This window comes from Sulfitobacter sp. 1A12157 (genome assembly GCF_043557345.1).
Lineage (GTDB): Bacteria > Pseudomonadota > Alphaproteobacteria > Rhodobacterales > Rhodobacteraceae > Sulfitobacter.
This window is the reverse complement of record NZ_JBIFFV010000003.1, coordinates 14,461-28,014: the sequence shown is the minus strand read 5'-3', so window position 1 is coordinate 28,014 and position 13,554 is coordinate 14,461. Positions and strand designations below refer to the sequence as shown.

Annotated in this window: 13 protein-coding genes; 5 read left to right on the top strand and 8 right to left on the bottom strand. The window is 61.7% G+C overall.

Translation table 11 applies throughout. From position 1 onward, the window contains the following. Nucleotides 1-97: 97 nt before the first annotated feature. Nucleotides 98-667 (bottom strand): YcbK family protein, encoded by a 570-nt coding sequence (locus tag ACGYLC_RS06720; protein ID WP_394403456.1) that lies wholly within the window; start codon nucleotides 665-667, stop codon nucleotides 98-100. Nucleotides 668-998: 331 nt separating this feature from the next. Here ACGYLC_RS06720 and ACGYLC_RS06715 point away from each other — a divergent pair, with 331 nt between their 5' ends. From ACGYLC_RS06715 to ACGYLC_RS06700, 4 genes are read left to right on the top strand one after another with little or no spacing between them, the layout of a single operon-like run. Continuing rightward, entirely contained in the window at nucleotides 999-2,615 is a 1,617-nt protein-coding gene (locus ACGYLC_RS06715; RefSeq protein WP_394422267.1) for a murein L,D-transpeptidase, read from the top strand. 34 nt (nucleotides 2,616-2,649) lie between these two features. Continuing rightward, on the top strand, nucleotides 2,650-3,741 hold the full coding sequence (gene lpxD, locus ACGYLC_RS06710; protein ID WP_394422266.1) for a UDP-3-O-(3-hydroxymyristoyl)glucosamine N-acyltransferase: 1,092 nt from the start codon (nucleotides 2,650-2,652) through the stop codon (nucleotides 3,739-3,741). A 32-nt stretch (nucleotides 3,742-3,773) separates the two neighbouring features. Then, on the top strand, nucleotides 3,774-4,031 hold the full coding sequence (locus tag ACGYLC_RS06705; RefSeq protein WP_394422265.1) for an acyl carrier protein: 258 nt from the start codon (nucleotides 3,774-3,776) through the stop codon (nucleotides 4,029-4,031). 3 nt (nucleotides 4,032-4,034) lie between these two features. Then, nucleotides 4,035-5,243, top strand: a complete 1,209-nt coding sequence (locus tag ACGYLC_RS06700) for a beta-ketoacyl-[acyl-carrier-protein] synthase family protein (RefSeq protein WP_394422264.1) — start codon at nucleotides 4,035-4,037, stop codon at nucleotides 5,241-5,243. Nucleotides 5,244-5,325: 82 nt separating this feature from the next. On the opposite strand, the gene ACGYLC_RS06695 is transcribed toward ACGYLC_RS06700, so the two are convergent. Beyond that, the gene (locus ACGYLC_RS06695) at nucleotides 5,326-5,976 is read right to left on the bottom strand and encodes an invasion associated locus B family protein (RefSeq protein WP_394422263.1); all 651 of its coding nucleotides are present in this window, start codon (nucleotides 5,974-5,976) and stop codon (nucleotides 5,326-5,328) included. Between the two features lie 467 nt (nucleotides 5,977-6,443). On the opposite strand from ACGYLC_RS06695, the gene ACGYLC_RS06690 reads away from it, so the two are divergent. Beyond that, entirely contained in the window at nucleotides 6,444-7,982 is a 1,539-nt protein-coding gene (locus tag ACGYLC_RS06690; protein ID WP_394422262.1) for a helicase HerA-like domain-containing protein, read from the top strand. A gap of 74 nt (nucleotides 7,983-8,056) precedes the next feature. Here ACGYLC_RS06690 and ACGYLC_RS06685 read toward each other — a convergent pair whose 3' ends face one another. The 6 genes from ACGYLC_RS06685 to ACGYLC_RS06660 form a co-directional block, all read right to left on the bottom strand. Further along, nucleotides 8,057-9,361, bottom strand: coding sequence for a branched-chain amino acid ABC transporter permease (locus ACGYLC_RS06685; protein ID WP_394422261.1), 1,305 nt, complete (start codon nucleotides 9,359-9,361; stop codon nucleotides 8,057-8,059). Next, a complete protein-coding gene (locus ACGYLC_RS06680) occupies nucleotides 9,358-10,368 on the bottom strand; it encodes a branched-chain amino acid ABC transporter permease (protein ID WP_394403463.1) in 1,011 nt (336 codons plus the stop codon). The genes ACGYLC_RS06685 and ACGYLC_RS06680 overlap by 4 nt, the downstream gene beginning before the upstream one ends. Nucleotides 10,369-10,370: 2 nt before the next feature. Next, a complete protein-coding gene (locus tag ACGYLC_RS06675; RefSeq protein ID WP_271687269.1) occupies nucleotides 10,371-11,192 on the bottom strand; it encodes an ABC transporter ATP-binding protein in 822 nt (273 codons plus the stop codon). Further along, nucleotides 11,189-11,971, bottom strand: a complete 783-nt coding sequence (locus ACGYLC_RS06670; protein ID WP_067266791.1) for an ABC transporter ATP-binding protein — start codon at nucleotides 11,969-11,971, stop codon at nucleotides 11,189-11,191. Before ACGYLC_RS06670 ends, ACGYLC_RS06675 begins: the two co-directional genes overlap by 4 nt. A gap of 88 nt (nucleotides 11,972-12,059) precedes the next feature. Next, the gene (locus ACGYLC_RS06665; RefSeq protein ID WP_394422260.1) at nucleotides 12,060-12,221 is read right to left on the bottom strand and encodes a hypothetical protein; all 162 of its coding nucleotides are present in this window, start codon (nucleotides 12,219-12,221) and stop codon (nucleotides 12,060-12,062) included. Between the two features lie 147 nt (nucleotides 12,222-12,368). Next, nucleotides 12,369-13,553, bottom strand: coding sequence for an ABC transporter substrate-binding protein (locus tag ACGYLC_RS06660; protein WP_394403465.1), 1,185 nt, complete (start codon nucleotides 13,551-13,553; stop codon nucleotides 12,369-12,371). Between the last annotated feature and the right edge of the window lies 1 nt (nucleotide 13,554).

Genomic DNA, 13,554 nt, shown 5'->3' with positions numbered 1-13,554 from the left:
ACCGCCAGCGAAAGCCCACAGGTGACAAAATCGCACAACAAAAAAGGCACCCGAAGGCGCCCTTAACAATTCACTCATGCCGTCCGGGAGGCTGCGATCAGCCGCCCCAGCTGCGCACCGAGCCGCAGTCCATATGGGTGAAGTTCGAACCGGAGTAGCGCCCGACACCGCCACCACGACAAGCCATCGCCGCGCGGGCCACCTGATGCACCGAACGCGAGGCGAGGCGCAGGTCAGCGGCCTGACCTTTGAGGTGCAGCGAATTCTTGGCCACACCGCTGGAACGGGAGCGCAGCATCGCGTTGGTTTTCGGGCTGCGGTAGCCGGAGAGGAGCATATAGGGCTCGTTCACATCCAGCAGATTATGCGACGCGGCCATGATGTCGATGGTGCGCAGGTCCATGTTGATGACATCGTCGGTCCGCCAGTCGCGCATGAAATGGTTGATCTCGGCAAAGGCGTCTTTGATATAGTGGCCTTCGATCCAATAGATCATGTCCAGCCGCTCACCCGTGCGGCCCGAATACATGCGGATGCGGCGAATGTCGCCTGCACCGCGCAGAAAGCCTGCCGCGTTCGAGAAGGTGGGAGCTGCTGCAACGGTGGTTGCTGCGAATGCGCCGAGAAGGGCGCGCCGGGTCATCCCCGAGGAGCTTTTGCCTGTCATGTGTCTCTGTCCCGTCGTCTGCCTAAGTTACCCAAGATGTTACATGGGCCATTCATCTCATCCCCAGATGCAACATTGTTATTGCATAGCGGGAAAATCTGACCAAGGGCTGAATCGGAATGGTTCCCGAGTGGTTCAAATTTAGGCGAGTTTTTGCGCAATGGAGTTAAAAAACCCAATGTTTACTGGGGAAACCGATGCGCAATCCGCACAGGCCATCACGCGTTTTTCCTGCGAACGGAAATTTGAATGGACTTGCGCGTAGTAATATTGGCAAACCGGGCAGGCAATAGGGTCGCGCGGCGGCAATGGTATATTCACGGGGTACGACATGGGATTCAGCGCGACTTTTTCACGGCAATTGCCCAAATTCATCGCAGGATTTGCCCTGTTGATTTCGGCACTGGTCCTTGCCGCGCCTGCCACGGCGCAGGTCACCGCTTTCAAACAAGCCGTCGCCGAAGCTGCTGCCCAAGACGATGACATCGCGGCCTTCTACCGCGAGAACGATTATACCGCCATCTGGACCGGGGCCGCCGAAGAGCACCGCGCGCGCCGGTCGGAACTGATGCGGGCGATCACCACGGCGGATGATCATGGCCTGCCGGTCACGCGCTACAACCCCGATGCGGTGTTGGAGATGCTGCGCACGGCCAAGACCCCGCGCGACCGGGGATTCGCCGAGGTGGAGTTGAGCCGCGTGTTCCTGCGCTATGCCCGCGACGTGCAGACCGGTGTGCTGATCCCCAAACGGATCATCAGCCAGATCGTGCGCGAAATTCCGTATCGTGACCGCAAGACCTATCTGCAAGACCTGCCCAAATCGACGCCCGCCGCTTATTTCCGCGCCCTGCCGCCGCGCAGCCTTGAGTATAATGCGCTGCTGAAAGAGAAGATCGCGATGGAAAAGCTGCTGTCGCAGGGCGGCTGGGGCCCCTTGGTGCCCGCAGGCAAGCTTGAGCCGGGCGATACCGGGAACGACGTGATCGCGCTGCGCAACCGCCTGATTGCCATGGGTTATCTGGAACGGTCCAACGCCGTGGGCTATGATGCCAGCCTGACCGAAGCCGTGCGCCAGTTCCAAGAGGCCCATGGGCTGAACACCGATGGCGTCGCCGGTCCGGCCACGATGAAGCAGATTAACATCGGCGTCGAGCAGCGGTTGCAATCGGTCATGGTCGCACTGGAGCGTGAGCGTTGGTTCAACACCGACCGCGGCAAACGCCATATCCTTGTGAACATCCCCGACTTTTCGGCCAAGATCATCGACGATGGCAAGATCACCTTCCAGACCCGCTCGGTCGTGGGGGCCGCGCGCGAAGACCGCCCAACGCCCGAATTCTCGGACGTGATGGAGCATATGGTGGTGAACCCAAGCTGGTATGTGCCGCGGTCGATCGTGACCGGGGAATACCTGCCGCAGCTCAAGCGCAACCCCTATGCGGTCAATCATATTGAGATCACCGACAGCCGGGGCCGCAAGGTGAACCGCGGCGCGGTGAACTTCAACCGCTACACCGCGCGTACCTTCCCCTTTTCCATGCGCCAACCGCCCAGCAACACCAATGCCTTGGGTCTGGTGAAGTTCATGTTCCCCAACAAATACAACATCTACCTGCACGACACCCCGGCCAAGAGCCTGTTTGACCGCGATGTGCGCGCCTTCAGCCATGGCTGCGTGCGTTTGGCCGAGCCGTTTGAATTCGCCTATGCGCTGCTGGCCCGGCAATCAGCAGACCCGGAAGGTGAGTTTCAGACTGTGCTACGCAGCGGACGCGAGACCCGGATCGTCTTGGAAGAGCAGGTGCCGGTGCATCTGATCTACCGCACCGCCGTCACCAACGCCCGTGGTCACACCGAATACCGCGACGACGTATATGGCCGGGATGCGCTGATCTGGAACGCGCTCGCCAAGGCGGGGGTGGCCTTGCGCGGCGTTCAGGGGTAACTCTCGGGCGCGCAACAAGTAAGGGCCGCCCGAAATGACCTATAGTGTTCAGCAAATCGCCAAAGCCGTCGGCGCTAGCGCCGAGGGCGACATCGAACTCAAGGTAAGCGGCGTCGCCGAACCCGCCAGCGCCAAATCGGGCGAAATGGCACTGGCGATGGACCCGCGATATGCCAGCAGCCTTTCGGACGGGGCCGCCGAAGTGGCGATGCTTTGGGAAGGGGCCGATTGGCGCGCTCTGGGCCTCAAGGCCGCGATCCTGCCCAACCGCCCGCGCTATGCGCTATCCGGCGTCACGCGGATGCTCGACAAGGGGCAGGGGTTCAAGGCGGGCATTCACCCCACCGCCGTGATCGACCCCGAGGCCCTGCTGGGCGAGGGCGTCTCTGTCGGCCCCTTGGCGGTGATCTCAGCCGGGGCGCGGATCGGCGCGGGCAGCGTCATCGGGCCGCTGTGTTTTGTCGGCGTGGATGCGACATTGGGCGAGGGCTGTTTCCTGCGCGAACATGTCAGCATCGGCGCGCGGGTCACCATCGGATCGGGTTTCATCGCTCAATCGGGCGTGCGCTTGGGCGGCGACGGTTTCTCTTTCGTGACGGCCGAACTTTCCACCGTGGAAAGCGCGCGGCAAACGCTGGGTGATCAGGGCGATGCCGCGCCCCAGCCTTGGACCCGTATCCATTCGCTCGGCGCCGTGAGTATCGGCGCGAATGTGGAAATGGGCATGGGCTCTACCATCGACAACGGCACCATTCGGGACACGCAGGTCGGCGACGGCACGAAAATCGACAACCTCGTGCATATCGGTCACAACGCGGTGATTGGCAAAAACTGCCTGCTCTGCGGGCAGGCAGGCGTTGGCGGCTCGACCCGCGTGGGCGACAATGTGGTGCTCGGCGGGCAGGTCGGTCTGGCCGACAATATCACCATTGGTGATCGGGTTATTGCGGGCGGCGGGACCATTGTGCTGTCCAACGTGCCCGAGGGGCGCACCATGCTAGGCTACCCCGCCACCCAGATGAGCAAGCAAACCGAAATCTACAAAGCGCTGCGCCGGTTGCCCAAGTTGCTGCGTGATGTCGCGGCCCTGCAAAAGGTGGTTTCCAAAGCCGACAAAGCTGACTAAACCTGCCGCGGACATATGTTGGGGGACGCCGCATGAGCACTCAGGATCAGGTCATTACCATCCTCGCCGAACAGGCCATGATCGAGCCAGAGAATGTCACGCTCGACAGCACGCTCGAAAACCTCGGGATCGACAGCATGGGTGTCGTGGAATGCATCTTTGCGATTGAAGAGACATTCGACATCAACGTACCTTTCAACGCCAACAGCCCCAGCGAGAGCGATTTCGACATCTCGACCGTGCGCAGCATCGTCGCCGGGGTGGAGCGGCTGCAAGCCGAACAGAGCTAAGCGATGCGGCGCGTTGTCATCACCGGCGCGGGCACGATCAACGCTCTGGGCCTGTCGGTGCCTGAGACGCTGGCGGCCATGCGCGAGGGCAAATGCGGGATCGGCCCGCTGGAGTTCCGGGATGTGGAGCGGCTGGCCATCCGCATCGGCGGTCAGGTGCGCGGGTTCGAGGCCGAGGGCCGCTACAACCGCCAGCAAATCGCGCTTTATGATCGGTTCACGCAATTCACCCTCACCGCCGCCCGCGAGGCGATCGAGCAATCGGGCCTGACCTTCACCGATGAGTTGGCCGCCCGCGCCGGGGTGGTGCTGGGCACGGCGGGGGGCGGGGTCTCCACTTGGGACGACAATTACCGCGCGGTTTACGAAGAGGGCAAAAATCGGGTGCATCCCTTCGTGGTGCCCAAGCTGATGAACAACGCCGCGGCCAGCCATGTCAGCATGGAATGGAACCTGCGCGGGCCGTCCTTCACCGTCTCCACCGCCTGTGCCTCGTCGAACCACGCCATGGCGCAGGCCTTTGCCATGGTCCGCTCCGGCATGAGCCCGGTGATGGTGACGGGCGGATCGGAATCCATGCTTTGCTTCGGGGGGGTGAAAGCATGGGAAGGGCTGCGCGTGATGAGTCGCGATGCCTGCCGCCCCTTCTCGGCCAATCGCAACGGAATGGTGCAGGGCGAGGGCGCGGGGGTCTTTGTCTTTGAAGACTATGACCACGCCCGGGCGCGGGGGGCCGAGATCCTCTGCGAAGTGGCCGGTTTCGCCATGACCTCGGATGCCAGTGACATCGTCATGCCCTCCAAGGCCGGGGCCGCGCGGGCCATGGAAGGGGCGCTGGCCGACGCGGGCATCAATCGCGAAGAGGTCGGCTATATCAACGCCCATGGCACCGGGACCGCGGCGAATGACAAGACCGAATGTGCCGCCGTGGCGGATGTCTTCGGCACCCATGCGGACCGGTTGATGATCTCTTCCACCAAATCAATGCATGGCCATATCATCGGTGGCACCGGCGCGGTTGAGCTTTTGGCCTGTATCATGGCGCTGCGCGACGGGGTGATTGCGCCGACCATCGGCTATGAGGAACCCGACCCCGAATGCGCGCTCGACGTGGTGCCCAATGAAGCGCGCGATGCGCAGGTCGATGTGGCGCTCAGCAATGCTTTCGCCTTTGGCGGGATGAATGCCGTGCTGGCGCTGCGCCGCGCCTGAGCGACGCACCGAAGCGACGCGCGGCCATAAAAAATGCCGCCCCCGAGGTCGGGCGCGGCATCCAAATCGGTAAAATCCGGTCTTACTGTTCGATCACCGAGACTTCGTCGTAGCTGGCGGTGAAGCCGTCGAGCGAGAGGGTCAGTTTCACTTCCTGATCCGGGGCCAGCGCGGGCACGATGGTCATCACCGCTTCTTTGCCGCGTTTGAAGGCACCGATATCGGCATCGGTCAGGCCCATGCGTACATAGCAGCCCACGGGGTTGCAGAAGGCATAGGGGTAGCGGCGGGCCTTGCCACCGTCGACCGACAGGGTCAGCTGCGCGGGCAGGGCGGTCTCAAGCGGGACGACAACCGTGGCACCGGCCTTGGCCTGTCCCCCATCCGGCAGACGGAAGAGCGAGACTTCGGCAACCGGCGCGCCTTCACCATCGGCGAGGAGTTGATACATCTGGCAGGGGTCGACCTCTTCCTCGGTCTTGATGCAGCGCATCTCCCAGGAACCGATCTCTTTCTTGGTGTAGGGCTTGCCCAAATCGGGGTCTTTGTCCGCATCTTCGCCAAGGCTCAGCTGCTCTTCGATCTGGGCGGCATTGCCGCTGGTGCCGGGCTGGGGCTGCTGCTCTTCGGTCTGGGCGGTGTCTTCTTCCGTGGCGGTCTGGGCGAAAGCCGTCATCGGGGCCGTCAGTGCAAGCGCTGCACAAAGCGGCAGGGCGGTCATAAACTTGCTCATGTCATATCCACATTTGTTGCGTTACCGCCCCTTACCACGCCGCCTGAGGATTGTCAGCGGCTTGGGCCGCATTTCAATCGTGGTTCGGGCAATTTCATGCCGACCCCATGATCGCGGTTTTCCCGTAATGTCAGAAGCTTAACGACCAGAAATGCAAAAGGGGACGCAGCGCGCCCCCTTTCCGTGTACTTTCTCCCCGTCGGACTGGGCCGACTTATTAATGCCACGTTAGGCAAGCGCGTGATGCCGGTCAACAGGAAAAATGCGACAATCTGTCAGGGTTTTAGCACGACCTACGGCAGAAAAAGGGCCGCACCCGAAGGCGCGGCCAAGTCTAACAGGGAGGAAGTACACCCACCCGATGAAAGGACATGCGGGCGGGATGCCTTCACTATGGCGCGCAAAGGTTAAGTTTGTATGCTCTGGTGGAACGGACGAATGGCTAAAATTGACAGAAAGGCCCTAGCGTGAGCAGTGACATCTTTATCGGCGGCGGCGGTCCCGACCATGCGACTAAGCAATTCCTCGATCTTGGCTATGCCAACCGCCACGGGCTGATCGCGGGGGCGACGGGCACGGGCAAAACAGTGACGCTGCAAATCCTTGCCGAGGGCTTTGCCAATGCCGGGGTGCCGGTGTTCCTGTCGGATGTGAAGGGCGATCTGTCCGGCCTTGCCGTCGCGGGGAGTGAGGCCGCAAAATTGCACGGCGCTTTCACCGAACGCGCGGCCAAGATCGGCTTTGACGACTATCGCTATCAATCCTTCCCGGTCACCTTTTGGGATCTCTTTGGCGCGCAGGGCCACCCCGTCCGCACCACGGTTTCCGAGATGGGACCGCTGCTCATCGCGCAGTTGCTCAGCCTGTCGGAGGCGCAGGAGGGCATCCTGAACATCGCCTTCCGCGTGGCCGATGAGGAAGGGATGCCGCTTTTGGACCTGAAAGACCTGCAATCCCTACTGGTCTGGGTCGGCGAGAATGCAAAGGACTTGGCGCTGCGCTATGGCAATGTCTCGACCGCCTCCGTCGGCACCATTCAACGGCGGCTGCTGGTGCTGGAAAACCAAGGCGGCGCGCAGTTGTTTGGCGAACCGGCGCTGGCACTCTCGGACCTTATGCGCTGCGATGCCGAAGGGCGCGGGCGGATCAACATCCTCGCCGCTGACAAGCTCATGGCTTCGCCCAAACTCTATGCCACCTTCCTTTTGTGGCTCATGTCCGAACTGTTTGAGGAACTGCCCGAGGTGGGCGACCCCGACAAACCGAAACTCGTGTTCTTCTTTGACGAGGCACATCTGCTGTTCGACGATGCGCCCAAGGCGCTGGTCGATAAGGTGGAACAGGTGGCGCGGCTCATCCGCTCCAAAGGCGTCGGGGTTTATTTCGTCACCCAGAACCCCGCCGATGTGCCCGACGATATCCTCGGCCAGCTTGGCAACCGCATCCAACACGCGCTACGTGCCTTTACCGCGCGGGACCGTAAGGAACTGCGCCAAGCCGCCGAGACCTACCGCGAGAACCCGCGCTTCGACACCGAAGAGGCGATCCGCGAGGTCGGCGTGGGCGAGGCCGTGACCTCCATGCTGCAACGCAAGGGCGTGCCGGGCGTGGTGGAGCGTACCTTGATCCGCCCCCCGTCTTCGCGGCTCGGTCCGATTACCGTGGCAGAGCGTGCGGCGGTGCTGGCGGACTCCGATCTGGCAGGGAAATACGAGACCGTGCAGGACCGCGAGTCGGCCTATGAAATGCTGAAGGCCCGCGCGGAGGCGGCGGCCAAAGAGGCGGAAAAGATCGAAGCCGCGGCTGAGGCCGAGGACGCAGCCGCGCGTGAGTTCCAGAAGGCCCGCCGCTATGGCGGGGCACGCAGCGGCGGCAGCCGGTCAAGCCGCAAGGCGACGGATGGTTTCGGCGATGCCATCGCGAGCGCGGTGATCAAAGAGCTGAAAGGCACCACCGGGCGCCGGATCGTGCGCGGCATCTTGGGCGGATTGTTCAAGGGGCGCTGACGCGGCCTGAGAAGTGAAAAAGGGGCGCGGTATTGTGACCGCGCCCCTTTTTATATCGTAAATCTCAGCCGAATTTACCGCTCGGGGATCAATCCGCGTGGGCTGAAACGCAGGACCAGAAGCAGCACGATGCCCATGGTCAAAAGCCGCATATGCGCCGCGCTCTCGATCAGATGGGCCTTCAGGGCCGATCCTTCGGACATGCCCGCTGTGATCAGGTTCATCAGCCACAGGCCCATCGGCTCGACCTGCACCCAGAGGAACCAGATCAGGAAGCCGCCAAGGATCGCGCCGAAGTTGTTGCCCGAGCCGCCGACGATCACCATCACCCAAATGAGGAAGGTAAAGCGCAGCGGCTGGTAGGTGCCGGGCGTCAACTGACTGTCCATCGTCGTCATCATCGCCCCCGCGATTCCGCAGATCGCGGAGCCAAGGATGAAGACCTGCAAATGCCGCGCGGTCACGTCTTTGCCCATGGCCTCTGCCGCGACTTCGTTGTCACGGATCGCACGCAGCATCCGGCCCCATGGGGAATGCAGCGCACGCTGGCTCATCCACAACAGGACGATCAGCACCGCCGCGAAGAGCGCGATATAGAGCAGTTTGACCCAAAGCGTCGAGGCGTCTACGGGGTCAAAGCCAAGGCCCGCCGCACGTTCCACGAAGGCGGGGTTGTTTTGCAGGTCGATCTCATAAGGAACAGGGCGGGGCAGGCCGATCACGTTCTTCACGCCGCGGCTCATCCAGTCTTCGTTCTTCAGCACCGCGATGATGATCTCGGCAATCCCCAGCGTCGCAATCGCCAGATAGTCCGACCGCAGGCCAAGGGCCGTCTTGCCGATCAGCCACGCCGCGCCAGCGGCAAAGAGGCCGCCCACGGGCCAAGAGATCAGCACCGGCAGGCCAAGCCCCCCGAGATAGCCGGTCTGGGCCGGGTTGATCGCCTCGACCGCCTGAACGGCGGGGTCGAGCAGGGCGCGGAAGATGAAGAAACCGATGACCAAGACCGCGATCACCGAAAGCGTGCGCAGCGTGCCCCGGGCCATGCGTTTCATCAGCATGACCGCCGCCACCACGGTAGCCGCCCCAAGCGCCAGCGCCCCCAGAATGGCGAAACCACCGGTGGACCAAGCGCCCTCGGTCGGGGGCATGGAGACCAGCACAGCCGCCAGACCGCCAAGCGCCACAAACCCCATGACGCCCACGTTGAACAGCCCCGCAAAGCCCCATTGCAGGTTCACCCCAAGCGCCATGATCGAAGAGATCAGACCCATGGCGATGATCAGCAGAGCCGAATTCCAGCTTTGGGCAAAGCCGGTGTAGATGATCATCAGGGCGATGATCGCGAAAAGGATCGTGTTTTTCACAGTCTGGGTCATACCGATTTCCCCTTGAACAGGCCGGTGGGCTTGATCAGCAGAACGATCAGAAGAATGACGAAACTGACCGCAAATTTGTAATCCGTGCTCATGAGCTGCACCAAGCCGTCCGGCTGCAACCCTTCGGGCATCACATAGCCCAGCACCTTTTTCCACGCGTAGGTGATCGTGACCTCGCTGAATGCGATCACGAAACCGCCCGCAATGGCCCCCACCGGAGAGCCGAGCCCGCCGACGATGGCCGCCGCGAAGATCGGCAGCAGAAGCTGGAAATAGGTGAAGGGTTTGAACGACTTATCAAGGCCGTAAAGCGTGCCTGCGATGGTCGCCAAGGCGGCCACGATCATCCATGTGATCATCACCACACGCTCGGGGTTGATGCCCGACAAGAGCGCCAGATCCTCGTTATCGGAATAGGCGCGCATGGATTTGCCCGCCCGCGTCTTGTTGAGGAACCAAAACAGCAGCGCCACAACGATGATCGCGGTGACGATAGTGATGCCTTGGGTGGTCTTGAAGGCCAGACCTTCATCAAGCCCGGTCATCTCTTTGAAATCACGCGCCGACATGATGAAGCGCTGCCCGTCGAGGAAGTTCTGGTCGTCCGCGCCGATGATGAAGCGGGTGATCCCGTTGTAGATGAAGGTCACGCCAAGCGAGACGATCACGAGGATCACCGGTTTGGCCTTTTGCTCACGGTAGAACTTGTAGACCACCCTGTCGGTGCCGAGCACCAGCAGCATGGTAAAGGCGATGCCGAAGGGCAGGGCAAGAAGCGCCGTGGGCAGCACGCCCAAACTGAGGCCCATGGACTGGAACAGCCAAGTCATCAGGATCGTCGCCATGGTCCCCATGGCCATCGTGTCGCCATGGGCGAAGTTGGAGAAGCGCAGGATGCCGTAGACCAGCGTCACGCCAAGCGCGCCGAGCGCCAGTTGCGAGCCATAGGCGATGCCCGGAATGAGAACATAGTTCGAAAGTGCAATGAAAGCGTTGAGCAGATCCATGTTCAGCCCCCCAGAAACGATTTGCGGACTTCAGGATCGGCCAAAAGCTCTTTGCCGGTGCCGGTAAAGGCATTCGCCCCCTGCACAAGCACATAGCCTTTGTCCGCGATCTCAAGCGCCTGCCGGGCGTTTTGTTCGACCATCAGGATCGGGATGCCGGTGCGGGCGACCTCGATGATGCGGTCGAAAAGCTCGTCCATGACGATGGGCGAGACACCCGCCGTCGGCTCATCCAGCATCAGCACCTTGGGCTGGGTCATCAGCGCGCGGCCCACGGCCACCTGCTGGCGTTGCCCGCCAGAAAGCTCGCCCGCCGCCTGATGGCGCTTTTCCTTGAGGATCGGGAAAAGGTCATAGACCTGCGCCATCGTATCGCGAAAGTCATCGCGGCGGATGAAAGCGCCCATCTCAAGGTTCTCTTCGACCGACATGGAGGTGAAGATGTTCGAGGTCTGGGGCACGAAACCCATGCCCTTGGCCACACGGTCCTGCGGGCTGAGTTCGGTGATGTCTTCACCATCCAGCCGCACATGGCCCTTGCGCATATCGAGCATGCCGAAAACCGCCTTCATGCCGGTGGATTTGCCCGCCCCGTTGGGGCCAACGATCACCGCGATCTCGCCGCGGTCCACCGCGATGGTGCAATCATGCAGGATGTCGGGGCCGTTGCCGTAGCCCGCCGTCATGCCGTCACCGATCAGGAAGGGGCCGCCGGGGGCGGGGTGGGTTTTGCCGCTGGCCTTGGGCATGATACTGCCTTGGCCCTTTGCGTTGCCGACCGACCAATCTTTGTTGCCGCGGTCGCCGTAGGGATCATTGCTCATGCGCCTACCTTGTCCTTGTTCTTCAGCCCGGTGCCGAGATAGGCCTCGATCACCTGTTCGTTCGCCTTGATCTCATCCAGCGTGCCTTCGGCCAGAACGTGGCCCTCGGCCATGCAGATCACCGGGTCGCAAAGGCGGCCAATGAAATCCATGTCATGCTCGATCACAACGAAGGTGTAGTTGCGCTCTTGGTTGAGGCGAATGATCGCGTCGCCGATGGTGTTTAGCAGCGTGCGGTTCACGCCCGCGCCGACCTCGTCCAGAAAGACGATCTTGGCGTCGACCATCATGGTGCGGCCAAGTTCCAGCAGCTTTTTCTGCCCGCCCGAGATCTGGCCCGCCTTCTGCTCGGCCAGATGTTCGATGGTCAGAAACTCCAGCACCTCGTCGGCCTTGGCCTTCAGCGCGCGTTCCTCATTGGCGATGCGCTTGGTGCCGAACCATGTGTTCCACAGCGTCTCGCCCGACTGGTTGCCCGGCACCATCATCAGGTTCTCGCGACAGGACATCGAAGAAAACTCATGCGCGATCTGGAAAGTGCGCAGAAGCCCCTTGTGGAACAGCTCATGCGGGGGCAGGCCGGTGATGTCCTCCCCGTCCATGGTGACGCGGCCCGAGGTGGGCTGAAGCACGCCGGCAATTACGTTGAACAGCGTGGTTTTCCCCGCGCCATTGGGACCGATCAAACCGGTGATCGATCCTTTCTCAATCGACAGGCTTGCCCCGTCGACGGCGTGAAACCCGCCGAAGTGTTTGTGTACGTCGTCTACGACGATCATATGTCCATCCCCGTGTCCGCCACCTTGTGGCTGGTTTTTATTGGTCGTCATATGGGCCGCGCAGGCAGATGCGCGCCGCCATACCAGTTTACAATGTGCTGAGAATCTTGGAAGGGACCGCTGCGGCCCTGATCTGAAGAAAGCCTTGCGTTGCCTTGTCAGAGGCAGATTGCGCCGCATCGCCGAAATTACGTTCAGCAAAATACATGCCCAAAGCCCTGACCGAGACGGCCATACGTTGCTTTTTCATCCTGTCCTCCCAGACGGGACGTGTTTTCCACGTCCTCAATAGGGGATTTGTACTGGCTGCCCGCGCGGAAGAAAAGCCGATTTCCTAAGCAAAAGGCCCGATCGCACTGCAACCGGGCCTTTCATAGCGGTTAGATGGTGACGCGGATCAGCGGTAGCCGACCGTGACCATCTTGCCGTCCTTCATCTCGATCTCGCGGTAGTTGCCCGCGCTCTCGCCCGGACCGATCAGCTCGACCGCCGAGGCACCGACATAGTCCACGTCGCCGCCGTCTTTGATGATCTGAAGCGCTTTGCCCAGTTCACCCGGCAGGATTTTCTCACCCGGGGCGTTGGCGACTTCCATCACCTTTTCCTTATACGCCGCCGGATCGTTGGAGCCTGCCGCCTGCATCGCCAGCAGCATCAGCGCCGCCGCGTCGTAGGATTCAGGCGAGAAGGCGTTGGTCGGCTCAAAACCGGCTTCCTTGCCCATCTTCTTGTAGTTGTCGGGGCCTTCGCCCGCCGCACTGGGGTTCTGACCAAAGGAGCCATCCGCGATCTCGGCGAATTTCTCTTCCAGCGTGTCGGAAACCATGCCGTCGGGGAACATGAAGGTGTCGAATGCGCCAGCGTCCAGCGCGCCGTTCACGATGCCCGCGCCACCTTGGTCGACATAGCCTGCCACGACCAGAACCTCACCACCGGCAGAGGCCAGCGCGCCGACTTCTGCGGAGTAGTCCGCTTTGCCGTCTTCATGCGAGGTGTTGATGGTCACGGTGCCGCCGGATTCTTTATAGGCGGTCTCAAAGCTGTCGGCCAAACCTTTACCATAGTCGTTGTTGGTATAGGTGACGGCGACTTCCTTGATGCCACGGTCGTTCAGGATGTCGGCCATGACCTGACCCTGACGGGCGTCCGACGGCGAGGTGCGGAAGAACAGACCGTTGTCTTCAACCGTCGACAACGCCGGGGATGTCGCGGAGGGCGAGATCATCACGATACCGTTCGGAATGGCGACGTTTTGCAGCGAGGCGGTCGTCTCACCCGAGCACATACCGCCCACGATGCCGCTCACGCGGTCGGAGGTGATCAGACGCTCAGCCGAGGCCACGGCAAGGCCCGCGTCGATGCAGCCGGTGTCGCCACGCTCGGAAGTCACGGTGGCGCCGTCGAGGAACAGGCCGCTCTCGTTAACCTCGGAAATCGCCAATTCGGCACCGGCAGCCATGTCATTGGCCAGCGATTCCAGCGGGCCGGTGAAGCCCAGCAGAATGCCGATTTTGGTGTCCTCCGCCTGCGCGCCAGTGGCGAGCAGAGCAACGGCCGTTGTGGCCATCAGTATTTTTTTCATT

Excerpts from the sequence above, each read along its gene's own strand:
- ACGYLC_RS06670 (WP_067266791.1), bottom strand. The coding sequence starts at position 11,971 with ATGATCGTCGTAGACGACGTACACAAACACTTCGGCGGGTTTCACGCC.
- ACGYLC_RS06695 (WP_394422263.1), bottom strand. The coding sequence starts at position 5,976 with ATGAGCAAGTTTATGACCGCCCTGCCGCTTTGTGCAGCGCTTGCACTG.
- ACGYLC_RS06700 (WP_394422264.1), top strand. The coding sequence starts at position 4,035 with ATGCGGCGCGTTGTCATCACCGGCGCGGGCACGATCAACGCTCTGGGC.
- ACGYLC_RS06705 (WP_394422265.1), top strand. The coding sequence starts at position 3,774 with ATGAGCACTCAGGATCAGGTCATTACCATCCTCGCCGAACAGGCCATG.
- lpxD (WP_394422266.1), top strand. The coding sequence starts at position 2,650 with ATGACCTATAGTGTTCAGCAAATCGCCAAAGCCGTCGGCGCTAGCGCC.
- ACGYLC_RS06660 (WP_394403465.1), bottom strand. The coding sequence starts at position 13,553 with ATGAAAAAAATACTGATGGCCACAACGGCCGTTGCTCTGCTCGCCACT.
- ACGYLC_RS06715 (WP_394422267.1), top strand. The coding sequence starts at position 999 with ATGGGATTCAGCGCGACTTTTTCACGGCAATTGCCCAAATTCATCGCA.
- ACGYLC_RS06720 (WP_394403456.1), bottom strand. The coding sequence starts at position 667 with ATGACAGGCAAAAGCTCCTCGGGGATGACCCGGCGCGCCCTTCTCGGC.
- ACGYLC_RS06665 (WP_394422260.1), bottom strand. The coding sequence starts at position 12,221 with ATGAAAAAGCAACGTATGGCCGTCTCGGTCAGGGCTTTGGGCATGTAT.
- ACGYLC_RS06685 (WP_394422261.1), bottom strand. The coding sequence starts at position 9,361 with ATGACCCAGACTGTGAAAAACACGATCCTTTTCGCGATCATCGCCCTG.
- ACGYLC_RS06680 (WP_394403463.1), bottom strand. The coding sequence starts at position 10,368 with ATGGATCTGCTCAACGCTTTCATTGCACTTTCGAACTATGTTCTCATT.
- ACGYLC_RS06675 (WP_271687269.1), bottom strand. The coding sequence starts at position 11,192 with ATGAGCAATGATCCCTACGGCGACCGCGGCAACAAAGATTGGTCGGTC.